Origin of the sequence: Wolbachia endosymbiont (group A) of Volucella inflata (assembly GCF_947250665.1) — a bacterium.
Lineage (GTDB): Bacteria > Pseudomonadota > Alphaproteobacteria > Rickettsiales > Anaplasmataceae > Wolbachia > Wolbachia pipientis.
Genome location: NZ_OX366338.1, coordinates 179322 through 203660, shown reverse-complemented (window position 1 = coordinate 203660; position 24339 = coordinate 179322). Strand labels below are relative to the sequence as shown.

Annotated in this window: 21 protein-coding genes and 3 pseudogenes; 11 read left to right on the top strand and 13 right to left on the bottom strand. The window is 35.7% G+C overall.

All coding sequences use genetic code 11. The features are described 5' to 3' along the window. Positions 1 to 269: 269 nt before the first annotated feature. Positions 270 to 1022, top strand: coding sequence for an IS5 family transposase (locus tag OOK85_RS01035; RefSeq protein WP_264702164.1), 753 nt, complete (start codon positions 270 to 272; stop codon positions 1020 to 1022). Continuing rightward, a complete protein-coding gene (locus OOK85_RS01030) occupies positions 1010 to 1162 on the top strand; it encodes a hypothetical protein (RefSeq protein WP_264703448.1) in 153 nt (50 codons plus the stop codon). Before OOK85_RS01035 ends, OOK85_RS01030 begins: the two co-directional genes overlap by 13 nt. On the opposite strand, the pseudogene OOK85_RS07955 reads toward OOK85_RS01030, so the two are convergent. Then, a pseudogene (locus OOK85_RS07955) lies at positions 1155 to 2080 on the bottom strand (IS5 family transposase). The gene OOK85_RS01030 and the pseudogene OOK85_RS07955 overlap by 8 nt on opposite strands. 357 nt (positions 2081 to 2437) lie before the next feature. Between OOK85_RS07955 and OOK85_RS01015 the strand changes: the two are divergent. The 3 genes from OOK85_RS01015 to OOK85_RS01005 are packed head-to-tail and all read left to right on the top strand — an operon-like array spanning position 2438 to position 5860. After that, positions 2438 to 3547, top strand: coding sequence for an outer membrane protein assembly factor BamB family protein (locus OOK85_RS01015; RefSeq protein ID WP_264703443.1), 1110 nt, complete (start codon positions 2438 to 2440; stop codon positions 3545 to 3547). Continuing rightward, positions 3540 to 4928, top strand: coding sequence for a dihydrolipoyl dehydrogenase (gene lpdA, locus OOK85_RS01010; RefSeq protein WP_264703442.1), 1389 nt, complete (start codon positions 3540 to 3542; stop codon positions 4926 to 4928). The genes OOK85_RS01015 and lpdA overlap by 8 nt, the downstream gene beginning before the upstream one ends. A gap of 2 nt (positions 4929 to 4930) precedes the next feature. Next, complete coding sequence (locus OOK85_RS01005; RefSeq protein ID WP_264703441.1) at positions 4931 to 5860, top strand: tyrosine recombinase XerC; 930 nt, start codon at positions 4931 to 4933, stop codon at positions 5858 to 5860. Between the two features lie 2 nt (positions 5861 to 5862). Here OOK85_RS01005 and OOK85_RS01000 read toward each other — a convergent pair whose 3' ends face one another. Then, complete coding sequence (locus OOK85_RS01000) at positions 5863 to 6456, bottom strand: TomO hydrophobic C-terminal domain-containing protein (protein ID WP_264703440.1); 594 nt, start codon at positions 6454 to 6456, stop codon at positions 5863 to 5865. 130 nt (positions 6457 to 6586) lie between these two features. Here OOK85_RS01000 and OOK85_RS00995 point away from each other — a divergent pair, with 130 nt between their 5' ends. Together OOK85_RS00995 and OOK85_RS00990 are read left to right on the top strand one after the other, a co-directional pair. Next, positions 6587 to 7339, top strand: a complete 753-nt coding sequence (locus OOK85_RS00995; RefSeq protein WP_264702164.1) for an IS5 family transposase — start codon at positions 6587 to 6589, stop codon at positions 7337 to 7339. Further along, a complete protein-coding gene (locus OOK85_RS00990; RefSeq protein WP_264702676.1) occupies positions 7327 to 7455 on the top strand; it encodes a hypothetical protein in 129 nt (42 codons plus the stop codon). The genes OOK85_RS00995 and OOK85_RS00990 overlap by 13 nt, the downstream gene beginning before the upstream one ends. 367 nt (positions 7456 to 7822) lie before the next feature. Here OOK85_RS00990 and OOK85_RS00985 read toward each other — a convergent pair whose 3' ends face one another. Next, positions 7823 to 8773 (bottom strand): IS481 family transposase, encoded by a 951-nt coding sequence (locus tag OOK85_RS00985; RefSeq protein WP_264702189.1) that lies wholly within the window; start codon positions 8771 to 8773, stop codon positions 7823 to 7825. Positions 8774 to 9182: 409 nt separating this feature from the next. On the opposite strand from OOK85_RS00985, the gene lepB reads away from it, so the two are divergent. After that, positions 9183 to 9929 carry a signal peptidase I gene (lepB, locus tag OOK85_RS00980; protein WP_264704112.1) on the top strand — a complete coding sequence of 249 codons (747 nt, stop codon included), beginning with the start codon at positions 9183 to 9185 and terminating at the stop codon, positions 9927 to 9929. Positions 9930 to 9936: 7 nt separating this feature from the next. Here the strand turns inward: lepB and OOK85_RS00975 are convergent, their stop codons facing one another. The 4 genes from OOK85_RS00975 to iscU are packed head-to-tail and all read right to left on the bottom strand — an operon-like array spanning position 9937 to position 13038. Beyond that, entirely contained in the window at positions 9937 to 11799 is a 1863-nt protein-coding gene (locus tag OOK85_RS00975; RefSeq protein WP_264703438.1) for an Hsp70 family protein, read from the bottom strand. After that, positions 11777 to 12229 (bottom strand): iron-sulfur cluster co-chaperone HscB C-terminal domain-containing protein, encoded by a 453-nt coding sequence (locus tag OOK85_RS00970; protein WP_319803675.1) that lies wholly within the window; start codon positions 12227 to 12229, stop codon positions 11777 to 11779. Before OOK85_RS00970 ends, OOK85_RS00975 begins: the two co-directional genes overlap by 23 nt. Then, the gene (locus tag OOK85_RS00965) at positions 12222 to 12635 is read right to left on the bottom strand and encodes a HesB/IscA family protein (protein WP_182309603.1); all 414 of its coding nucleotides are present in this window, start codon (positions 12633 to 12635) and stop codon (positions 12222 to 12224) included. Before OOK85_RS00965 ends, OOK85_RS00970 begins: the two co-directional genes overlap by 8 nt. Positions 12636 to 12645: 10 nt before the next feature. Continuing rightward, entirely contained in the window at positions 12646 to 13038 is a 393-nt protein-coding gene (gene iscU / locus OOK85_RS00960; protein ID WP_006279966.1) for a Fe-S cluster assembly scaffold IscU, read from the bottom strand. A 187-nt stretch (positions 13039 to 13225) separates the two neighbouring features. Between iscU and ftsY the strand changes: the two genes are divergently transcribed. Then, positions 13226 to 14137, top strand: coding sequence for a signal recognition particle-docking protein FtsY (gene ftsY, locus OOK85_RS00955; RefSeq protein ID WP_264703433.1), 912 nt, complete (start codon positions 13226 to 13228; stop codon positions 14135 to 14137). Here the strand turns inward: ftsY and radA are convergent. Next, a complete protein-coding gene (gene radA / locus OOK85_RS00950) occupies positions 14124 to 15467 on the bottom strand; it encodes a DNA repair protein RadA (protein ID WP_264704111.1) in 1344 nt (447 codons plus the stop codon). The genes ftsY and radA overlap by 14 nt on opposite strands. Before the next feature lie 559 nt (positions 15468 to 16026). Here radA and OOK85_RS00945 point away from each other — a divergent pair. Next, the gene (locus OOK85_RS00945; protein WP_264702604.1) at positions 16027 to 16779 is read left to right on the top strand and encodes an IS5 family transposase; all 753 of its coding nucleotides are present in this window, start codon (positions 16027 to 16029) and stop codon (positions 16777 to 16779) included. Next, entirely contained in the window at positions 16767 to 16919 is a 153-nt protein-coding gene (locus tag OOK85_RS00940) for a hypothetical protein (RefSeq protein ID WP_264704234.1), read from the top strand. The genes OOK85_RS00945 and OOK85_RS00940 overlap by 13 nt, the downstream gene beginning before the upstream one ends. A 190-nt stretch (positions 16920 to 17109) precedes the next feature. Here the strand turns inward: OOK85_RS00940 and OOK85_RS00935 are convergent. The 5 genes and pseudogenes from OOK85_RS00935 to OOK85_RS00915 form a co-directional block, all read right to left on the bottom strand. Beyond that, positions 17110 to 18027 (bottom strand): annotated as a pseudogene (locus tag OOK85_RS00935) (reverse transcriptase/maturase family protein); the annotation flags it as partial. Positions 18028 to 18232: 205 nt separating this feature from the next. Then, entirely contained in the window at positions 18233 to 18439 is a 207-nt protein-coding gene (locus OOK85_RS00930) for a hypothetical protein (RefSeq protein WP_264703432.1), read from the bottom strand. A gap of 409 nt (positions 18440 to 18848) precedes the next feature. Next, positions 18849 to 19586: a group II intron maturase-specific domain-containing protein gene (locus OOK85_RS00925; RefSeq protein ID WP_264704109.1), complete on the bottom strand. Its 738-nt coding sequence runs from the start codon at positions 19584 to 19586 to the stop codon at positions 18849 to 18851. A 90-nt stretch (positions 19587 to 19676) separates the two neighbouring features. Further along, positions 19677 to 20690: pseudogene (locus OOK85_RS00920) on the bottom strand (reverse transcriptase domain-containing protein); the annotation flags it as partial. Positions 20691 to 21280: 590 nt separating this feature from the next. Then, on the bottom strand, positions 21281 to 23413 hold the full coding sequence (locus tag OOK85_RS00915) for a hypothetical protein (RefSeq protein WP_264703430.1): 2133 nt from the start codon (positions 23411 to 23413) through the stop codon (positions 21281 to 21283). Between the last annotated feature and the right edge of the window lie 926 nt (positions 23414 to 24339).

Sequence of the window (24339 nt, the reverse complement as noted above, 5' to 3'; positions counted from 1 at the left end):
AGACCAGTCAAGTTCTAATTATCCACTTTCTCCGTACCTTTTGGTCTATGCGTTAACCAACCTTATTTCGCATATCGTTCGTTACGACAATTCAGGCATTGGTTCCTCTCGTAACCATATCTAACTCTGTTTGCAGGGATTCACTATAAGGTTTAGTGTTACCTGCTTTTATCTCATGCTTGCATCCTAGGCTCTGTGGACAAAAAATATGAAAAGAGAGAAAAAGATGGTAGTTTAGCCTAATAGGTAAAAAATGGAGAAACTACCATATGCAATATTACATCAAAGAGGAAAATTGGAAACAAATTTTAGAGTTCATAAAAAGCGTAAAAGGAATGCACAGCAAAGATGAAAAACGTTTAAGAATATTCATAGAGGCAGTGTGGTACATAGTGCGAAGTGGTTGCCAATGGAGACTTTTACCAAAAACTTATGGTAATTACAGGAGTATACATAAGCGATTTAAAAGATGGTGTGAAAGAGATGTCTGGAAAAAATTGCTTGAATATACTAAACAAGAGCCTGATTTAGAAGTTGCTATAATCGACGGTACGATCATCCGAGGCCATCCATGTTCATCTGGATATACAAAAAACTCCAAGGATCAAGAAGCTTTAGGGAGGAGCAAAGGTGGCTTTACAACTAAAATACATGCGCTTGTCGATGCACTTGGAAATCCACTTAAATTTACTCTGACTCCTGGTCAAAGAAATGAAATTACGCAGGCACAAGTGTTGACCGAAAGTATCTATAACTCTACTGTAGTAGCTGACAAGGGCTACGATAGCAATGCCTTTGTTACAAGTCTTGAAGACAAGGGATGTACAGTAGTTATTCCGCCAAAACGGAATCGAAAAGTGCAAAGGTATTACGATGAGCATATCTACAAAGAACGTCATTTGATTGAGTGTTTTTTTGGTAAAATTAAAAATTTTAGGCGCATTTTTTCCAGATTTGATAAAACTGCTGAGGTTTTTATGGGTTTTCTCAATTTTGTTGGAGCTCTTGTATGGCTTCTCTAAAATTTTGTCCACAGAGCCTAGGGGAGATGGAATTTAACCATCACAAAATCACGACTTTCGGGTCGCACCAACTGTACGAACATTGTAATATGGTACAATGTTACAACTATGCGGTGGTAATTTACGATAAATTCATGTAGCCATTTCAAATTTAGCCATACCAATGTCAGTAAATTGATTAAGCAAATAACACTTGAGTAGCAGTTCCTTCCCACGATTAATTTCAGATTTGTTCCGAAAATTAAACCCGAATGTTTGTTTCAGTCGCGAGAAAAAACTTTCTACATAAGATCTTTTTCCGTAGTTTGTTTGCCTTTTCCACCTCTTCATTCCATCTTCGCTGTATGACTTTATTAGTCTAATTGCAGCATTTCTCTCTGCCATACTTTGGATGCTCTGCTGCATTGTTTTTTGGAGGAATTTTTGTCTTTATGCCGCATTCATCACACAATTTATAGAGTTTATGTCTGTCATATGCTCTGTCTGCATATAGTGCTTTTATGGCATGCTGAAAATTAACTCCTTTAAGCAAATCGCAAGCTCCATAGTGATCAGACCGTTACTGTATTTTGCAGCTATGGCTTTTTTGCTGTTTATATTCAACATTACATGCAATTTTCTTGTCTGTTCATAGCCACGATATTTTCTGTCAGCGCTATTTTCCTTGCTGTGTGTTGTTATAAATGCTGATGCTTGTGCTATCTATGGCAATTTCGATATCTTCCATATTATTTTTATCAATTCTGCAATCATTGATCTTAATATTAAGTTTTTTTTGAAGCTTGCGAATAGCTGATAACTGCCAAATCTCTTCCTATTTGTTGCAAATATCCTTTTATAAACCCGACTGTTTGTCTTAAGCCAATTCTAAAAAGATTAACGATTATATGCACTAAAATCACAACTTTATCACTATAAATATAGTTGCCGCCCTGCATTTTTGGACTATTTTCATACCAATTTTCGATAGCTTTATCGATGTAACGAAAAATATTTCCTCTTTTTTCTAGAAATTTGTTATATTCATGGCAGTTACTAACTCTCATTTTTTGTGGCATATTTTTTCTTCAACAGTTAAATAGCTATTTATAATGAATTTTGTCAGTAGCCACCAGATTTTTTCAGTTGCTATGCAACAAAGCCATCCCAGTGTCAAGCACTGGGATGACAGGAAAAGAGGCTATTTGGATGACATCTTTCTTCTTGGTATAAATTATTTTATATCTCAATGTTCATACAGCTATGCACGTTGCTGCATAGTGGATGAGGTGTACTACCTCTAAGAATATACATTATCTCACATAATAATATAATATTTCGTTCATAAATCAACGTTTTTAACATGCAGCAAGAACATTTCCGTTGTAATTAAGGTTCTTAAGATGTATATTAATGAATCTTGTTTTCAATAAATAATGAAAGTAATAATTGTCATGATAATGTTATTGTGTAGCAGTTACACAATGGCAAGCGAGAGAATAAGTCTAGTGGATAAAAAACTATCTCAAGGATATGTAGCTCCAGTGCTTACAGAAAATAGCGTTATTTTATCAGACAAGCACGGCGCTTTATATTCCTTTGATATTGATAACTCAAAGGCTATGAATTGGAAATTACACCTCTCACACAGAAAAAAAATTAGTAACATGAGCCTATTGCGTCACAGAGGAAACGTTTTCTTTATAGTGGATAACGTTCTACACACAATAGATGCAAAAACCGGCGAGATTCAGTGGGAAAAAGAATTGAGAGCTCCAGTAAGAGGGAAAGCAGCAGTAATAAACAATAAATTGGTAGTATTGACTATTGATAATTATCTGTACGTGTTTGATATAAAAGATGGCAGCTTCGTTTGGACTTATCAAAACGGCATCAATGAGGTTCGAGGTTTGTATTCCATATCGCCAGCAATTTCTAATGATAAAATAATAGCACCATTTTCAAATGGTGAGTTAATAGCTTTTAATGAAGACGGTAAAAAATTGTGGAGCCAAAAATTGGCTACAAACCTTTTGGATACACAGCTCACAGATGTAACTACTACACCGAGAGTGCTTGGCGATACTTTAATAGCTACAAATAATTCTTATATTTATAGCATTGACGTGAAATCAGGAAATATTTTATGGTCAAAGTCACTGCAAGTAAAAAGTGTATCAAACATTGAGTCATATTATAGTCCTCTTATTCCTGCAGAGAAACAAAAAGAAGGCGAAAGAATTTTTATAGTTACTAAAGATGATAAAATAATTGGCCTGGATATAAAAAATGGAGAAATAGTCTGGGCATCTGATTTAATAGAAAATACGCAACTATTTGCTCCAATTATGCATGCCCATACACTGTGGGTGACAAGCAATAAAGGTTCAATGTTTGCTTTTCCGGGATCTGAAAGTGCAAGAAAGGTAGTCAAAGTACCTGGTAATGTGTTTCACACTCCAGTGTTTACTCGCAATAAGATATATGTAACAACTGAGGGAAAAGGTGTTTATTCTTTAGAAAATAGGTTTGTTCTTTATGATTGATTATGACCTGATTGTTATAGGTGGTGGTCCAGGCGGTTATAAGTGTGCTATCGCTGCTGCAAAACTTGGATTGAAAGTTGCCTGTATAGATAAAAATAGCATTTTTGGTGGTACGTGCTTGCGAGTGGGGTGCATACCCTCCAAAGCACTACTCCATTCTTCCTATCAGTATGCTCACACGAAAAATGATCTGTCAAAGCTTGGCATAAAAATTAAGGACGCAAGTTTCGACTTAAAAGAAATGCTAGGCTATAAGGATGCCAGAGTTCAGGAACTTGGAAAAGGTATAGAATATCTGTTTAACCTTCACAAAATCACTAAAGTCAATGGGCTTGGGGAAATTACTTCTTTTGACCAAGGTAATCTTGAAGTTTCAGTTGAAGGTAAGGTGCTGAAGACAAAAAATATAGTAATTGCAACCGGTTCTGACGTTATTTCTTTGCCAGGAATTAATATCGATGAGAAAAGTATTATTTCATCAACTGGTGCATTATCTTTAACTGAAGTACCAAAAAAACTTGTCGTAATCGGAGCCGGGGCAATAGGGCTTGAAATGTCTTCTGTATGGAGGAGGCTAGGGTCTGAAGTCACTGTAGTAGAATTTTTTGATAGAATCGCTGCAGCAATGGATGGAGAATTAAGTAAGTCTCTACTTTCTAGTCTACAAAAACAAGGAATAAAATTTTTACTTAGCACTAAAGTTGAGGAGATAAAACAAAGTAGTAATTCTTTGAGTGTGAAAGTTTGCTCTGTAAAAGATAATCAAACAAACACTATAGAGGCGGATAAGGTATTGGTGGCAGCAGGGCGCAAACCATGCACTGAGGGTCTTGGTATTGATGAAAAAATAGAAAAAAATAATCGCGGTTTCGTTCAAGTTAACAACAGATATGAAACCAATGTAAAAGGAATATTTGCTATTGGTGATGTGATTGGTGGAGCAATGCTTGCTCATAAAGCAGAGGAAGAAGGAGTGGCAGTTGCAGAGATAATAGCAGGACAGTCACCTCACGTTGATTATGAAATTATACCATCTGTCATTTACACTCACCCTGCGGTTTCTTCGATCGGTAAAGCCGAAGAGGAACTCAAAAATGCTGGCTATAAGTACAAAGTTGGTAAATGTCAATTTGCTGCAAACGGCAGAGCAAAAATCACTGATGATGCTGAAGGATTCGTGAAAGTGCTGACTTGTAGCAGAGCAGATACAATACTAGGTGTGCATATCATAGGAGCATACGCTGATACGCTAATCAACGAAGCAGCGGTTGCAATGGCATATGGCGCAGCAGCAGAGGATATATACAGAATTTGTCACTCTCATCCTGATATAAATGAAGCCTTTCGAGATGCGTGCATCAATGCTTTCTTTAAAAAATAATTGTGGACCTCGGTTCAATCATTGAAAAATGGTATGAGTGGCTGAGGTGCAACAGATCTTATTCACCAAACACTTTAGAGTCATACATGAGGGACTTGAAGGATCTTATAAGTTTCCTAAATACTCACATTGGTGGAGAAGTAAATGTCGGCACTTTGGAAAAATTGAGCGTACCTGAGTTAAGAAGTTGGCTTACCTCTCGTTACGCAAGAGGTGTGAATGCAAGATCTAACGCTCGTGCATTGTCAGTAATCAGAAATTTTTTCAAGTACATAAAAAACAACTACAATATAGACAATGAAGCTGTATTTTCCTTATCAAAGCCAATTCAGAGAAGAACTCTGCCCAAAGCATTATCAATACCTGATATAAAAACTTTGGTGAAAGAAATGAAATTATCTGACTTGAGCGAACCCTGGGTGGTAAAAAGAGAAATCACAATTATCGTCCTGCTATATGGTACAGGCTTAAGAATCAGTGAAGCGTTGAACCTTAGGGTTAGTGATATTAACAATGAAAGTTTAATAGTAACAGGTAAGGGAGATAAACAAAGGCAGGTATTCATTCTTCCGGTAGTAAAAAAGTGTATACAAGAATATGTAAAAGCCTGTCCTTATCTTGGCACTAATAATGAAACACAATATCTTTTTTTGGGAGTAAGAGGAAAAAAATTGGGAAGAACTTATGTGGCTAATCGTTTGCAGAAAATAAGGAGAATATTAAATCTGCCAGAAATTTTATCTCCACATGCATTTCGTCATAGTTTTGCTACTCATTTGCTTCAGGAAGATATTGATATAAGATCAATACAACAACTGCTTGGTCATTCGAGTCTTGAGACTACTCAAGTTTACACTCACCTCAATTATCAAGATGCTTTTAACATGTACAAAAATTTTCAGCAGAGTTTGGAGAAGAAGCCAAAACCTTAACTTCATTCTAGACTGATAACATTACCAAGCTGAGTGCTTCTAACGTCGCTAAGTGCTGTTTTTGTTTTGTATAAACAGTAGCATCCAATTGTAAAGAAGGCAAATGCAGTTACAGCAAGTGGAATACATATTTCCAAATTAGGTGTTGTTAAACATGCACCAACAACCAATGCTACAGACAACACAAAAGAAGCGACAGCATAGCCGTTTTGCTTTCTACTTTGAGCAATTTTTTTAGTAAGTTGACTACTTAGATCATTAACCCCTGCTTGCTGACTTGATTTCTCTTGCTTTGCACTATCCAGCTCTTGCTCTGTTTCTGCAAGTTGAGTTTTTGTTCTTTCAAGTTCATCTACAAGCCCTTGTACACACTTCTCAAAATCTTCTGGTATATTATTCATATTTGCAGGAAATTTCTCATTTAAATAATTTGTAATAGATTCGATTGGATTATTAACACCCCTCAATGCAGCAGTAACAATTGCACGATTTATAAAACAATTATCTTCTACTAATTTTTTTACATCATCTAAATCCTTGCTATTAATAGCATCAGCTAATCGCTCTGTAATAGCTTGTTCAATTATTTGCTTCACCCATGGATTTTTCTCTATATCTTGTATTGGCTTTATTTGACTAAAATCTAGGCTCTGTGGACAAAAAATATGAAAAGAGAGAAAAAGATGGTAGTTTAGCCTAATAGGTAAAAAATGGAGAAACTACCATATGCAATATTACATCAAAGAGGAAAATTGGAAACAAATTTTAGAGTTCATAAAAAGCGTAAAAGGAATGCACAGCAAAGATGAAAAACGTTTGAGAATATTCATAGAGGCAGTGTGGTACATAGTGCGAAGTGGTTGCCAATGGAGACTTTTACCAAAAACTTATGGTAATTACAGGAGTATACATAAGCGATTTAAAAGATGGTGTGAAAGAGATGTCTGGAAAAAATTGCTTGAATATACTAAACAAGAGCCTGATTTAGAAGTTGCTATAATCGACGGTACGATCATCCGAGGCCATCCATGTTCATCTGGATATACAAAAAACTCCAAGGATCAAGAAGCTTTAGGGAGGAGCAAAGGTGGCTTTACAACTAAAATACATGCGCTTGTCGATGCACTTGGAAATCCACTTAAATTTACTCTGACTCCTGGTCAAAGAAATGAAATTACGCAGGCACAAGTGTTGACCGAAAGTATCTATAACTCTACTGTAGTAGCTGACAAGGGCTACGATAGCAATGCCTTTGTTACAAGTCTTGAAGACAAGGGATGTACAGTAGTTATTCCGCCAAAACGGAATCGAAAAGTGCAAAGGTATTACGATGAGCATATCTACAAAGAACGTCATTTGATTGAGTGTTTTTTTGGTAAAATTAAAAATTTTAGGCGCATTTTTTCCAGATTTGATAAAACTGCTGAGGTTTTTATGGGTTTTCTCAATTTTGTTGGAGCTCTTGTATGGCTTCTCTAAAATTTTGTCCACAGAGCCTAGGATGCAAGCATGAGATAAAAGCAGGTAACACTAAACCTTATAGTGAATCCCTGCAAACAGAGTTAGATATGGTTACGAGAGGAACCAATGCCTGAATTGTCGTAACGAACGATATGCGAAATAAGGTTGGTTAACGCATAGACCAAAAGGTACGGAGAAAGTGGATAATTAGAACTTGACTGGTCTGATTAAGATGTTTCCCATCTCCCGGCAAAAAGTTGGAACCTAAGTCTAACATGAAACAATTTCATGGAACGGAGTAACATTATAGATGCTCTTATTCTTTAAGCAGGGAGCCACCCGTATGCACCTATAATGAGGGATTGTCTAAGAAGCCAAGGCCTAAAGTAATGTTTAAGATATGCTGACGTGGACACTGTAATTTGGAAGGTAAAGTTGTGAGTAGTGGTTAATATGTTATGAGCCAACATTAAGTGTTAGGTATGAATGAATACGACTTCTCTAGGTGTATGGTCCCAGAGTGTGATGGTGTGGATTTAGTATAAATAATTCTGGAGACTGTGTCCACTGATAACATATAAATTCATAAGGAGTAAGACCCTTAAGAGTTTTGAGTCTCTTTGCATAATTATAAGCCATAACAAAGTTATAAAGGTGTTCTTTAAGTTGCTGGTGCGATTGATAGTAATACTTCTTAACTGTAGCATCCTTTAAAGTTTTATTCATACGCTCGACTTGCCCATTCGTCCAAGGATGGCTAACTTTTGTCAAACGATGTTCAATAACATTCTCTTCGCAAACTCTATCAAATATATGTTGGAAAGCATACTTATGACGCTTCTGGTTTGTAAATTGTATACCGTTATCTGTCAAAATAGTATGGATTTTATACGGTAAAATTCTAATCAAATTACGTAAGAACTCAGCAGCTATGGGTTTTGTAGCACTGTTACGCAACTCAACATAGGTAAATTTGGATGTCCTATCAATAGCAACAAACAAATGTAATTTGCCCTCCTCAGTTCTAACTTCAGCAATATCAATATGAAAGTAACCGATAGGATATTGTTTGAATTTCTTTTTTGACTTAACTTCTCCATCAACAGTTGGTAATCTGCTAATGTTGTGTCTTTGTAAACAACGATGCAAGCTAGAGCGAGTCAAATGCGGAATTGTAGACTGCAGAGCGTAAAGGCAATCATCTAGTGGCAGTAGTGTATACTTGCGAAATGTAACTATTATAGCTTCCTCTTCTAGCGTTAAAACAGTCGATCTTGGACGCTTTGGACCCATATCAGCATCTTTCGTAAATGAACGTTTTCTCCACTTAATAATAGTTTTTGGATTAAGGTTATAATGCTTGGAGAGTTTTGCTATGCTCTCTTTTCTATTTTGTATTGCTCTACGAATCGTCTGTGTTGTTTTGGCGCACCCATGTAATATTTGTCCCATAACTCCTCCTTTGATGGTATTTTTTTCTCATATTTTATCATACCATCACACTCTGGGACTGTACACCTAGTAATATAGAGAATGCTGTATTTAAGCTATAAAAACAAATTTACCAAGCTTTGAAATGTTAATTACATGGAGAAGTATGTATAACAAACACCAAGTTAGAGAGAAGCCGGATGTGGTGAAAGTCACAAGTCCGGTTTTGAAGTCGAGTGGGGAGAGGTGACTTTCTCCACTTAGATAACTGTGTCACGCTACTTGGATGACACCGTTGAAAGAAATGAACCGCCTTTTCAAAATTGTTTTGAATAGAGGAATAACATTCACAAGTAAAATTTCATATTACCATTTTTTAATTTATGTATTATAATAAGCTTAATCTATAAGAAAAACAAAGTTGGAAAAGTTGGAAGAACCAAGCAAAAACTGGGTGATAAAAACGGGAAGATTTTTATCTTCATTGTTTTTTTTACTGTTGATTGCGCTGTCAATACGTAGTTTTTTATTCGAGCCATTTCATATACCTTCTGGTTCAATGAAAAGCACCCTACTTGAAGGGGATTACATTTTTACTAGTAAATATTCATACGGTTACAGTAAACACTCCTTTCCATTTTCTCCAAACATTTTTAGCGGCAGGATTTTTTACACCCCTCCAAAGCGTGGCGACATAGTAGTTTTCAAACCCACAAGAAACGAAAGTATCAGGTTTGTTAAGCGAGTAATAGGAACACCGGGCGACAAAGTGCAAATGATAGAGGGAGAATTATACCTAAATGATCAGAAAGTAGAACGAAGGCAAATTAAAAGTTTTTTTGATTATGAGTCAAATCGTAACATACCAAGATATATAGAAACGCTTTTAAGTGGCAAGGAACATGAGATTTTGATAGATAACGTCTCTAATAAGCTATCATATGATACTCCAGTTTATTATGTGCCTAACGATCAATTTTTTGTTATGGGAGACAATAGAAATAATTCTTTGGATAGCAGGTTTCCTGAAGTTGGTTTTGTACCAATGGAAAATATCATTGGGCGTGTAAGCATAGTTGGTTTATCATTTAAATTAGGAAAGGTCGATTGGTTACCATTTAATTTCAGACTACCTGTTGCTCTGAGATTAAATAGAGTATTGCACAAGGTTGTGTAAGCTTTTTCTACCTATTTGTTAATTCACACAACTCTAAAGAAGAATTTTCTAACTCGGCGATAGCGTTGTTAATTTCATTCAAGTCATTGCCTTGTAAAGCTTTTTTCGCATTTTGTAATAGGTTTTTCAACTTTTGATCAGTGGAAAAGTTATTATTGTTTTCAACCAAGTGTATGAGTTTATTTCCATTAATTTTAGCACCTGCAAGGGAACGAGCCTTCATATCCTCGTCAAAGCTGTTTATTGACTGGTTAACCATATTTTGAACATCAGCTTCACTCAAGCCAAAACTTGAATTTACTTTAACTGTCTGCTCAATTCCAGTAGCTTTTTCTCTTGCAGTAACAGTCAATATCCCGTCAACGTTAACTGTGAATTCTATTTCAATTCTTGCAGAACCTGCAGGCAGTGGCGGTATACCTTTTAGTTCAAACTGCGCTAGAGATTTGTTATCCTCTATCATTTCACGTTCTCCCTGACAAACGTGAATTTTCATTGCTGATTGCCCATCAACATAAGTTGTAAACTCTTTTATCTCTGAAACTGGTAGTGGCGTATTTCTTGGTATGATTTTTTCAACTATGCCTCCCATAGTTTCTATGCCAAGTGATAAAGGTAGAACATCCAGGAGAATATTCCTATCTTTTGAGCTCGAAGTTAAATCATGAGCCTGCAGAGCTGCCCCAATGGCAACTGCTTTATCCGGATCCACGTCATTCAGTACTTTATTTCCAAAGAGTTTGACTAGTGAATTTTGAACCAATGGTGTTCTAGTTGCACCACCAACTAAAATTACTCCTTTTATATCATCAATTTTAAGATCTATGTCGCTTATAGTACGAGTGACTATATTGATAGTCTTATTGACCAAAGAACTGATTGCCTGCTCGAATTCTTCTCTGGTAATTTCACATTTAAATGGCTTGCCGTTAATGTTGAATTCAAAAGTACCTACAGTGTTTTTGCTCAGATATTCCTTCACAGTACGTAATTCAACGAATGATAATAGCCCTGTCATGTAAGTAGCTGACACTGGAATCCAGTTCTTATTATATAACTTTCTGGTGTGTTCATTTGTAATCAAACTTTCTGGATCCCAGACTGGGATGACACTAGAGCACTCTTTGTTTAAACCTACTTTTTCTCTATACTTATTAAGCACAATTGAACTCAGAAGATGATCAAAATCATCACCGCCGAGTTTGGTGTCACCACCAACTGCAAGAACTTGAAACACTCCTTGATGCAATTTCAATATCGAAATATCAAATGTTCCACCACCAAGGTCATAAACTGCATATATTCCACTGCTATTGTTCTTTTCAATGGAGTAAGAAAGCGCTGCAGCGGTTGGCTCGTTAACGAGGCGAAGAACTTCTATGCCGGCTAATCTTGCTGCATATTTGGTTGCGTTACGTGCTGAATCGTCAAAGTAAGCTGGCACAGTAATCACTGCTTTTTTTACTTCCAGCCCCTTAGACTTTTTTACCCTCTCACATAAAGCTTTTAATATCTCAGCAGAAATCTCAACAGGAGTAAGATACTTTTCCTCTGCGCATTTTATTCTAATAACTTTTTCGCTTTCATGATCTATTTCAAAATTGACGCCTTCTTTATTTAATTCTTCAACACTTTTACCCATTAAACGCTTTATTGAGTAGATTGCATTTTGACCGACATCGTAGCCAGTTTTCAATGTATTATTTTCATATGAAAGAGCAGAAGGCAGCAGTTCTCTTCCTTGTTCATCTTTAAATATCTCCACGTTACCAGCTTTATTTACCATAGCAATCAAAGAATTGGTAGTACCAAGATCTATACCAAAAACTACTTCACTTGAATTTGGTTCAGAAATTTGAATTGGTTGCATTCTTTTTCACCTCCTCAAATGACTTATATAAATATTTCAATCTTAAGACTTGTGTAGCAGCTCCATCAAAATTCTTTACAGCAAAAGTGTTAATTAGGTTTTTAACGCAATCTTTTATTTTTTCATCAATCATCCTGCTTGCAAATTGTAGATCGTCGCAGTCTAGTAAGTACTCTCTTATTTCCATTGATTCATTTAATATTTCAGAATTCGGATGATCCTTTGCCACATCAAAAAGATTCAACAAATGCTCAGCACGTTTTAGCGGTGACTTTAGTATCTGATAAGCTCTGTTAATATTTTCCATGTTTTGGGACTGTCTTTCATTTATATCAGTCCTGCTTAGCTCGATATATTTTTTCTCTAACTCATCAAAACTGATATTGAAAGCTGGTTCGATTTCAAACAATGTAAAATAGTTGCTAGACATGAAAACTCTCTCCACAACCACATTTTCCTTTCTCATTAGGATTTTTGAAAACAAAACCCGATGAAAATTTTTCTTCTACATAATCCATTTCAGAGCCAAGAATAAACATGACGGATTTTGGATCAATCAACACTTTAACTTTTTGGCCATCACTACAGTTTTCTTCAATTACCGACTCTAAAGGACGAGTATCATATGCATATTCAATATCATATTTTAAACCAGAACATCCTTTTTGCTTAATTAGCACTCTTATTCCTATTGCTTCTTCCGGTTTCTCAAGGTTAGTATGCTTCTTTTGGTCCAATAAATACCTTATCCTTTCTACTGCTTCCGCAGTTATAGTGATAAGTTTTTTATTCTTTTTTACAGTTTCACCTCCGCCTACTTCTTGATATTCACTCATGCTTTAGTTCTCAATGTCCACCTTTATTTTGTTTACTTTGATAATCATGAATAGCAGCCTTTATAGCATCTTCAGCAAGCACCGAACAGTGTATCTTCACTGGAGGTAAAGACAATTCTTCCACTATTTGAGTATTCTTTATCTGTGTAACGTCACTGATGGTTCTTCCCTTTATCATCTCTGTTAACAAGGAACTTGAAGCAATGGCAGAACCGCAGCCAAAAGTTTTAAATTTTGCATCTTCAATAACACCTTTGTCATTGACCTTTATCTGCAATTTCATTACATCACCGCACGATGGTGCACCAACTAAACCAGTACCAACATTTGGATCATTTTTATCCAGAGAGCCAACATTTCTTGGATTTTCATAATGATCTAAAATTTTCTCATTATAACTCATAAAATTACCTATAAACTGCTATTTTACATTATAACATATTTAGGTTAAAAACTAAAGTAAAATACACTCAAAAAGAGTAATTTTTGCAAAGTAAAATATGTGGTTTGTGAGTGCATTTTACTTTACAAATTCACGTAGTGCATGTCATTCTCTGTATTAAGTTTATAATTTAAAAAGGAGTATTCCCTTGAGTTTGTTTAGTAACCTTTATAAAGGCTTGTTAAAAACTTCTTCTCGCTTTAGCGACGGGGTGAAAAGTATTTTTTCTGGCAAAAAAAAATTAGATCAGTCGCTTTTAGATGAATTAGAAGAATTGCTAATTAGCATGGATATTGGTCATAAAACTTCCAAGTTGATTATCGATAGGCTCACAAGCATCAAATTTGACAAGGAAGTTGAGTATCATATTATCTCGCAGCAGTTAATGAACGAAATAGAAGCTATATTGAGCCCAGTTGTGCAACCGTTAATTTTGAACAAAAAACCACATATAATAATGGTATGCGGAGTAAACGGTAATGGTAAAACCACGACTATAGGTAAGCTCGCATATAAATATAAGGAAATGGGAAAATCCGTTATGCTTGTTGCATGCGACACATTTAGAGCTGCTGCTAGTGAACAATTAAACATTTGGGCAGAACGTTCTGATTGCTTGATTGTTACTGGAGAGTATGGTAGCGACTCTGCAAGTGTGGCATATAGAGCTGTAAGTCAAGCTATAAAGGATAACGTTGATGTTGTTCTAATTGACACAGCAGGAAGGCTGCAAAATAATGTGAACCTTATGGAGGAGTTATCAAAAATATATAGAACGATAAAGAAATTGGATGATACTGCCCCTCATGACGTTATTTTAGTTCTTGATGCAACTACCGGCCAAAATGCTTATAGCCAATTAGAAGCATTTAGCAAAATGGTTAATGTTACCGGGCTAATCGTAACAAAGTTAGATGGCACTGCTAAGGGCGGAGTGGTAATTGGACTTGCAGAAGCTTATAAGATAAAGTTACATGCTATAGGAATTGGCGAAAATATAGAGGACTTGAGGGAGTTTACTAGCAAAGAATTTGCTGAAGCGTTATTTAATTGTAATTAAAGACTTCTCTTAATTCCCTTACGTGACCAAGCTTGATTATCTCAATATCATGAGAAGAGTAATTACCATTTTTAGGCATAATTGCTTTTTTGAATCCTAACTTTTGTGCTTCTTTTAGTCTGAGATCAGCATGCGAGACATTCCTAATTTCTCCTGAAAGTGCAACTTCACCGCAGATTATTGAAGAAGTTGGCAGCGGTAAATTTACTACACTTGAAATAAGGGAAGCAGCAACAGCAAGATCAGCCGATGGTTCCTGTATTTTGAGTCCCCCTGCAATGTTTAGGTATACCTCTTTATCATGCAAAAACATTTTGCAACGAGCATTTAGCACCGCGATGATCATAGCCAATCTATTAATATCCCACCCAACTACTGCCCTTCTTGGGGTTGCCATATTAGTTCCTGCTATTAATGCTTGCACTTCCATTAAAATTGGTCTTGAACCTTCAATTCCTGCAAATACGGCGCTGCCAACTACTTCTCTGTCATGGGCCATCAGAAACAATGATGATGGGTTATCAACAGGCACAAGTCCTGCTTCAGACATCTCAAAAACACCAATTTCATTTGCAGGGCCAAATCTATTTTTAATAGTGCGTAAAATGCGGTATTGATTGCTATTTTCACCTTCAAAATATAATACCGTATCCACCATATGCTCCAAAGTTTTAGGTCCAGCTATTTGTCCATCCTTAGTTATATGACCAACTATCAAGAGAGAAATACCATATTGTTTCGCAAGAATGGTTAATTCATGAGCGCAAGTGCGGACCTGAGTTACAGTTCCTGGTGCCGATGTAATTCTGCTATCATACATTGTTTGTATAGAGTCAATTACTAAGAATTTAATACTTTTGTTTTCCTTTATTGTTGCTACTACATCAGTTAAAGACACTGTAGATAAAAGCTTAATTTTAGGTTCATTTATCTTAAGACGCTTTGCTCTGAGGCTCACTTGCTCTAAAGATTCCTCGCCAGATACATAAAGACATTCAAAAGAGGAAAGTTGCACAACATTAGCTGCAATTCTAAGCAAAAGAGTAGATTTTCCAATTCCAGGTTCGCCACCAATTAAAATGCTAGCACCTTGAACGATACCTCCACCAAAAACTCTATCTAATTCTTCTACTCCTGTTAGAAAACGACTTGGAGTGATAATTTCGCTACCCGATAACGTCTTTATTAAAATTGGTGCAGATATACTTCTTTTGCCCGTTTTTACTGCTATTTCCTCAACAATTGTATCCCAATTGTTACATGCAATACACTTCCCTACCCACCTGCCAGTGCTATGACCACAGAATTGACATACATATACAGTTTTCATCAAAGCTAAAATTATTTTGTTGTAATTGTAATAAAAATTAGCCAAATAGGCGAGTAAATGTTGAGTCTCACAAGCGTTGTGGTGCGAAGATAATTGTCATAAGTTGTACCATTTAAATTCATGCACAATAATTGCACCCTCCAGGATCAAAGTAGCCCCTTCTCCTGTCATCTAAGTAACCCCTTCTCCTGTCATCCCAGTGCCCTGACTACTTGGATCCAGGAAAAAGAATGGTGTCATCCCAGTGCTTGACACTGGGATCCAGGAATTTTATTAAGTTGGTAAGCATAAAAGTAGCCGTTTTATGTTAAAATACAACGTTTTGATGATTATAAAAAGGCTGGATCCCAGTGTCTGGGCACTGGGATGACACCGTCATAAAGTAAATCAGCGTCACGCGCTGCCCAGTTCATGTTAGCTATAAATGTTTAAGAAATTTACCAAACGAAAAAAAAGACAAAAAATCCCCGAGTTAGCTAGGCTCTGTGGACAAAAAATATGAAAAGAGAGAAAAAGATGGTAGTTTAGCCTAATAGGTAAAAAATGGAGAAACTACCATATGCAATATTACATCAAAGAGGAAAATTGGAAACAAATTTTAGAGTTCATAAAAAGCGTAAAAGGAATGCACAGCAAAGATGAAAAACGTTTAAGAATATTCATAGAGGCAGTGTGGTACATAGTGCGAAGTGGTTGCCAATGGAGACTTTTACCAAAAACTTATGGTAATTACAGGAATATACATAAGCGATTTAAAAGATGGTGTGAAAGAGATGTCTGGAAAAAATTGCTTGAATATACTAAACAAGAGCCTGATTTAGAAGTTGCTATAATCGACGGTACGATCATCCGAGCCCATCCATGTTCATCTGGATATACAAAAAACTCCAAGGATCAAGAAGCTTTAGGGAGGAGCAAAGGTGGCTTTACAACTAAAATACATGCGCTTGTCGATGCACTTGGAAATCCACTTAAATTTACTCTGACTCCTGGTCAAAGAAATGAAATTACGCAGGCACAAGTGTTGACCGAAAGTATCTATAACTCTACTGTAGTAGCTGACAAGGGCTACGATAGCAATGCCTTTGTTACAAGTCTTGAAGACAAGGGATGTACAGTAGTTATTCCGCCAAAACGGAATCGAAAAGTGCAAAGGTATTACGATGAGCATATCTACAAAGAACGTCATTTGATTGAGTGTTTTTTTGGTAAAATTAAAAATTTTAGGCGCATTTTTTCCAGATTTGATAAAACTGCTGAGGTTTTTATGGGTTTTCTCAATTTTGTTGGAGCTCTTGTATGGCTTCTCTAAAATTTTGTCCACAGAGCCTAGAAAATCAGCAAGTTTACGTACGTGATGTACTTCAATCTGCTCTTGTGATTTACATAATTCACAAGTTTGTGCCAATAGTCTTTGCTCTATTTCACTACGCTTATTCCATATTGGTATAAGGTTATCACTTATGCTTACCCATTTATTCCATTTTAGCGACACAGCACCAAAGTGTGTAATTAATGGTATCTTTGATGGTAAACGATCTACTCTGATTTGGATGACTTTTCGTTTTTCACCTTCATCATTTTCGATCGTCGCACAAAATTTTCTATAAATTTTCCTGCAAGTTGTTTTGTATTTAGATGCTAAAGTCTTTACTAATGATACTTCCATCACATATTTCAGATAACTTAGTGTGTGAAGGTTGTAGGCCATTTTGTAGTATTGTACAATTCCTCGATATTCAGTTTGATACTGAGCAACAATACTGTAAGCTGTATCAATTGTACGTTGAGGTAAATGTATCGGTTTACCACAACGCATATATTCAGAACACTTTTTCTGCTTTATATGATGTGGTACACGTAACCCAATACTACCGTTAATACATCGTTGTGTCCGATGATTATGTTTGTCATCTGCATGCAAAACATGTATTTCATAACCCAAAAAATTGGCTTTGCTATCACACGCATGTGTAATAAACGTTTTATCTTCATTAAGCATAAGTTTGAGCTCCTCATTGAGAAACCCAGCAATCTCATTCTTAATTTGTTCAGCTTCATTCTTTGGTCCTGCAAACCCTACCAGAAAATCATCAGCATACCTAACATACCAAAGACGTCGATAATTTAGATCGCAAGAATCCTTAGATGGCATACCCTGCACTAATTGACGCAGTTGTTTTGCTTGATCCCAGTTCCCTTGTTTTCTCATCATCGATACTTGCATGGTTAACCTTAAATATTTTGGATTTGTCCTTCTTCGCTTACCTCGGTTATTTGCTGGTATTAGTATATGCTCCACATGTTTATCTAACCGATCGAGTAATATGTTACTCAGAATTGGACCAATAATAGAACCTTGTGGTACCCCACTATGACTCTTATTGTACTTCCAATTTTCCATATATCCTGCTTTTAGCAGTCGATTGATTAGCTGAATAAAACGGTTATCTTCGAAGCTTTCACTCAGTATTTTTAACAATACAGTATGATCAATTGAGTCATAACATGCACTGAGATCTCCCTCTATAAACCATTTTGTACCTCTGCCTTTTTGCATTACTGCTCTTAATGCAGTCACGCTTTGGTCGAAATCCATGTACTAAATTTAGGCTCATAGTAGGCTTCCAATATTAATCGGATTACTTCTTGAAGTAACTTATTTGACCATGTTGGCAATCCTAACGGCCTGCGTTTACCACTCTTCTTTAAAATATAGATACGTTTTACTGGTGTCCACCGATATCGCTCATAGCGTAAATCCTCTATGATTTTTCGATTTTCTCCAAAGACATACCATCAACTGTTTCAGTTGTCACACCTTCTGTCATAGCACCTTTATTACGACAAAGTTTGCCATACGCTCGAAGGTAAAGATCACGCTGATAGAGTAGGCGATATACGTTTTTAACCGGCAAATTTCTTTGTCCACGTTCACGTATAATGTTAAGTATTGTTTCAGCTTTCCGCATCTTGCGTACCTCCCAATTTCAACATTCAATTATCTGTCACCCTTTGCCCTGTATGTGGCTTTCCCACACTCCCCGGTGATTCGTTACTTTCACGACTACTACGATGACTCCGTAACCATAGAACTCGCGTTCCTTAGGTCATCCCATGTTCCGTCACTAAGAACTGTTCTAGATCAACTTAGGTTTTCTATTCATCCTCTTAAATAAGTTCACTACTTATCGTTCTACAGCCAGAATGTCACACAAACGAAAGTTTAATTTGTGCTTACTGTAGACATGGGGTTTTAAATGTGATACCCATGGATGTGAAATCCCACCCCTGAAGATTAGAATTCAAGCAGTTTAGCTTTAACCATATTGATCAGGTGTTGCAAGCCGTTACCTTACACATCTTCAGATAACTCTCGCTTTACATACATGCTCTTGTCCTCCTTCCCTTTCGGGTTAAAGTTAGTTGTTCACCTCGAGGCCATTTATTCTGAACCCCGCTTAGCTCCGCTAAGTATTTCTTAATGCGTACCACGGCGCACAGTTTCCCATCATCCGGCTTCTCTCTAATTTGGTGCTTGTCATGCATACTTCCATGTAATTGATCGTGGCAGTGCTTATGAAGCAAGGATAGATTTTTCATGTTATTATTGCGTCTATTGCGATCTTGATGATGTACATGTGCTAAATCATCAAACCGAAACCAAAGATAACAATAATTACATTTACCTTGCTGTAACTTCAGTAATTTTATTACTCGCGATGATTTTCCTGGTAGTTTACTTAAACGATTCCCCCAGTATGGCCAATCTCCATCATACGGAGACCTATTTCCATTTACTTTGATATGTCGTTTAATAGCATGATCCCTATGTCTAATAAGATATAGCTTGTTACTTACCATATACCTCCAATTGTCGCTACCATACTTTTTAAAGTATTTTCTTTTGACCCAACACCTTCTTTTGTCATGGTGTCTATAGACAGCCCATTTCCAAAGTTTGTTATGCATAGAGTAGTCTAATAAGTTAAAGACTTTACTTGAGACTACCGAGGTGTAATATTGGCTCCAACCCCTTATTATTGGATTAAGTTCTTTTATTACAGCTTCTTGTGGTGCTGCTCGCAACTCTTTAAGCTTATGTTTAATAGATAACAAGTGTTGGCTTATAGATTTACGACTTGGTTTAATCAATAACTTGTAACCACTCTTATTTTGACGTGTTTGATAATGCCTTATTGAAAATCCAAGAAAATCAAATCCTGGCTTTTCCCCATTTAGGGATTTTAGTGTATGTGCAATTCTTGTCTTTGATGACTTTAATTCTAATCCGACGGGTTTTAGCCATTTTTCAATTAGAACCTTTGCCTTCAGGACAAGTTCTTCGCTCTCGTGTAAAACCACAAAATCATCGGCGTACGTAATTACACTAACTGAATTTTGTGCCTGTTTGCGAGATACTCTACCATATTTCTTTTTCGCATGTTGGAAAAGTTCTTCCTTAAGTTCTTCTTTGATATTTTGTTCTAATCCATATAGTGCTACACATGCAAGTAATGGAGAAATTGTTCCACCTTGAATTGTGCCACGTTTAGTGGGATTAAACTTTTTATCTTTCATAATGCCTGCTTTCAATCATCCTTTTATAATTCTCTTTAGAGTTGGTGTGGTATTAAGTTTTTCGAGCAGTGCAGAATGTTTAATATTATCAAAGCATCCGGAAATATCAGCATCCAATATAAATGCTGTTTTCTGACCAAGTGCGATAAATATAGCTGCTATTGCATCATGACACGATCTACCAGATCTAAAACCGTAAGTGTTAGGCTCAAACTTTGCTTCCCATTCCGGTTCTAGTGCCATTTTGACAAGTGTTTGCTTTGCTCTATCTGCTATTGTAGGAATACCGAGCGGGCGATACTCCGATGGCCTATCAGATTTTGGGATCCATACCCGTCTTGATGGCTTTGCCTTCTCTCTTATATTTAAAGAATTTGCTAATAGCAATCTTTCCTTTTTATTAAGATTAGACTTTCCATCAATACCTGCAGTCTTTTTCCCTCTGTTATCCTGAGTTACCCTCCTAACAGCGAGCATTCTTGCACTTGTTGATTTTAGTAATAATCTCTGAAGTTTATGCATCTTCTTGATATCATTACATTTAGAAGCTCGGTAAATTCGTTTTTGTAGCTTAAATGAAGATTTCTCCAGCTTACGCCAGGGAGTTTCATTCCATTCATACCTAACATTTTGTTGGCTCATAACATATTCACTACTATTCACAACTTTACCTTCCAAACTACAGTGTTTACGTCTGCATATCCCAAATATTACTTTAGGCATTAGCTTCTTAAACAATCCCTCCACATAGAAGCATTCAGTGGGCCACCTTCTTAGTTATCCTTTTTAAACAAAGGATAATAAGAGCTTCCATGTGGTTACTCCGTTCCATGAAATCGTTTCACGTTAGACTTAGGTTCTTACTATTTGCCGGGAGATTGAAAACATCTTAATTAGACCTTCTCATTCCAATTATTCATTCCTCCGTACCTTTTGGTTTATGCGTATCAACTTTATTTCGCATATCACGAATAACGACAATTCTGACATAAGTTCCTTTCGTAACCATATCTAACTTTCTTAGGGGGATTTATTACAAAGTTTAATATTATCCCTTTTTAATCCATGCTTGCACCTAGAAAGTCGCCACTTTTCTAAAGTGTGGATTATGCTTTCAACCCGATGTTAAGGCGGATGGAATTTAACCATCACGATTTCATGACTTTCGGGTCGCACGAGAACAGGTTTTTTTGGAATCAGTTGCTCTACCGCGCAAGATCATTGATATCTTCTTATTTGCTTTTCCCTATTCCACTAATATTCTGTTGTTGAAGCGATATATCATCCAAGGAAGTAAAAGGAACTCCTCTAACTTTTTCATATAGTATACTAAATACCTCACGCCGATTATCTTTGATAAGATTGTTTAAATATTCTGTTTTATTTCCTGCCTTATCAAAACAAAGATCATGTAACTTTTCAAAAATGTGACAAACATTAATCCCTACTCCATATAATATCTTATTTGATAAATTTTTCGGCGTAAAAAGTTTTTCCTCGGCGAAGAAGTGATTTAAATAATTTTCTTTAAAACATGATGTGTGAAAATTTCTTAAAATAGAATAGGCATTATTTCCTGCCATGGATAATACATTTGATAGATAATTCGGCCTAAAACCTTCCTTATAAAAATCATCTAAAAGCTGTGTTGCGTTTCCCGTCTCATCAAAACAAACATCATGAAAATTTTTTAAAGCAGAACAAATATTAGCTTTTGCTCCGTGTAATATCCCAGATAAATTACTTGCTGTAAAACCCCCTTCTTTATTTAAAAAATGGTATAAATACTTTTTTGTCTCTCCTATAAAACAAAAATTATGAAATTTTCTTAAACTATCAGCTGATCCACTCACTACACTACATAAATCACATGGCCTAAAACCTCCCTTATAGAAATCATCTAAAAGCTTTGTTTTTTCCCTTTTCTCATTAAAACAAACACTATGCAACTTTTTTAAATTAGAAGAGGTATGAACCCCTGATCCACATAACATACAGGATAAGTTGCTTGGCTTAAAACCTTCCCTATAGAAATCATCTAAAAGTTCTGTTCTTTCCCCTTTTTCATTAAAACACAGATCATGCAATTTTTTAAAAGCATCCTTAGCATTAACTCCTGCTCTACTTAACATACCAGATAAGTTATGTAGCGTAAAACCTTCTTCCCCATCTTTGTTCTTAATAAAGTGCTCTAAATATTGAGTTTTATTTCCTTCTGCATCAAGCCAAAGATCATATAATTCTTTAAAAGCTTTTGCAGCATTAGCTCCCGCTCCACCTAAAATACTCGATATATTAGATAGATTTATTCCTTCTTTTCCTAGAGTTTTTAAATATCGTGTCTTTTTTCCGTTCTGATCAAACCAAAGATCATATAATTCTTTAAAAGCTTTTGCAGCATTAGCTCGTGCTCTATGTAAAATACTGGACATATTAGCTAAACTCATTCCGTTTTCTTCTAGAGTTTTTAAATATTGAGTTTTATTTCCTTCTGCATCAAACCAAAGGTCATATAATTCTTTAAAAGCTTTTGTAGCATTAGCTCCTACTCCACTTAAGATACTAGACATACGAACTAGATCTACTCCACTTTCTTCTAGTTTTATTAAGTATCGTGTTTTTTTTCCGTTCTGATCAAACCAAAGGTCATATAATTCTTTAAAAGCTTTTGTAGCATTAGCTCCTGCTTTACCTAAAATACTTGATACATTAGATAGATTTACTCCTTCTTTTTCTAGAGTTTTTAAATATTGAGTTTTATTTCCTTCTGTATCAAACCAAAGGTCATATAATTCTTTAAAAGCTTTTGCAGCATTAGCTCCTACTCCACTTAAGATACTAGACATACGAACTAGATCTACTCCACTTTCTTCTAGTTTTATTAAGTATCGTGTTTTGTTTCCGTTCTGATCAAACCAAAGATCGTATAATTCTTTAAAAGCTCTAGGAGCATTAGCTCCTGCTCCATGCAAAATACTAGACATACGAACTAGATCTATTCCACTTTCTTCTAGTTTTATTAAGTATCGTGTTTTGTTTCCGTTCTGATCAAACCAAAGATCGTATAATTCTTTAAAAGCTTTTACAGCATTAGCTCCTGCCTTACTTAAAATACTGGAGATACTAGATAGATTTATTCGCTTTGCTTCTAGAGTTTTTAAGTATTGAGTTTTATTTCCTTCTGCATCAAACCAAAGATCATATAACTCTTTAAAAGCTTTTGCAGCATTAGCTCGTGCTCTATGTAAAATACTGGACATATTAGCTGGGTTTATTCCATTTCTTTTCAGAACTTCTAGTCTTTTTTCTCTAATTAAAGAATCTAAGAACTGATCAAATTCAGGTGTTCCATCTCTACCAATCACACTTTTAGCAAATTTAGTTTCCTCATTGTGCAGCCTCTTCGATACTACGTCAACACAACGCCTCCGTTTTCCAGAGCTAGAACCAGCTTCAGGACTTTCCTTGGCTGAACTCCTTGAATCACTACTTTGTTCTGATGGGGTAGTTCTAGCATCTCGTAATCGTTTCGAACGCTCTTTGCCTAATATAAAAAATACTCCTTGTTTCCGTTATCATTGTCTTAATTATTGATGGTATTCAAAAATAAGCAAGTTAAATTTTATGACTCAATGTATGAGTCCAGAGTATTAGATATAATATTCAAGAGATCGCAATAATAGCTACAAATTAGCAGTCAGTATAATCCGATAATTTTATTCTATTAACAGCCTATTAGCATCACATTAATAAGCTATAAATTTGTTTTACGTTTTTTGAAATGCAAGCTTTAATTGAGTCACTAGGCTTATGTTTTTAAAGTTGAAACTAGTGCTGACAAGCAAGATTATGTTTATTTTATTATATCTTTGCTATAAATTTACCTTAATTCTTCTTCATTCTTAGATAAATCTGTTATTAATCTAGGAATAAATATTGCTAAAAACTTAAAAAACACAACCACTTCCAGCAACCAAAATCGCTGCCGGTGAGAACCGTTCGTTTTGGAATGGATTGGTCTACCGCTAGATCTGTGCGAATTTTTCTTTATAGTAATTTTACTATATCACAAAACCAGCTATATTAGCCTACTTTTGCCATATTTAGATATGAACTAACGTACCTAGCTTTGTTGCAACAATTTTATGTTTTTATTTTCACAACGCCGTTTTTATTTAAATTTTTCTCACAAAGGTAGGTACTTTTTTGCGATTTTGGAGGAAGTAAACAATTAAACCTTTTGTGATGCTAATCAACTTGTGTTTTTATAAAAATAATTTTTTTAATATTC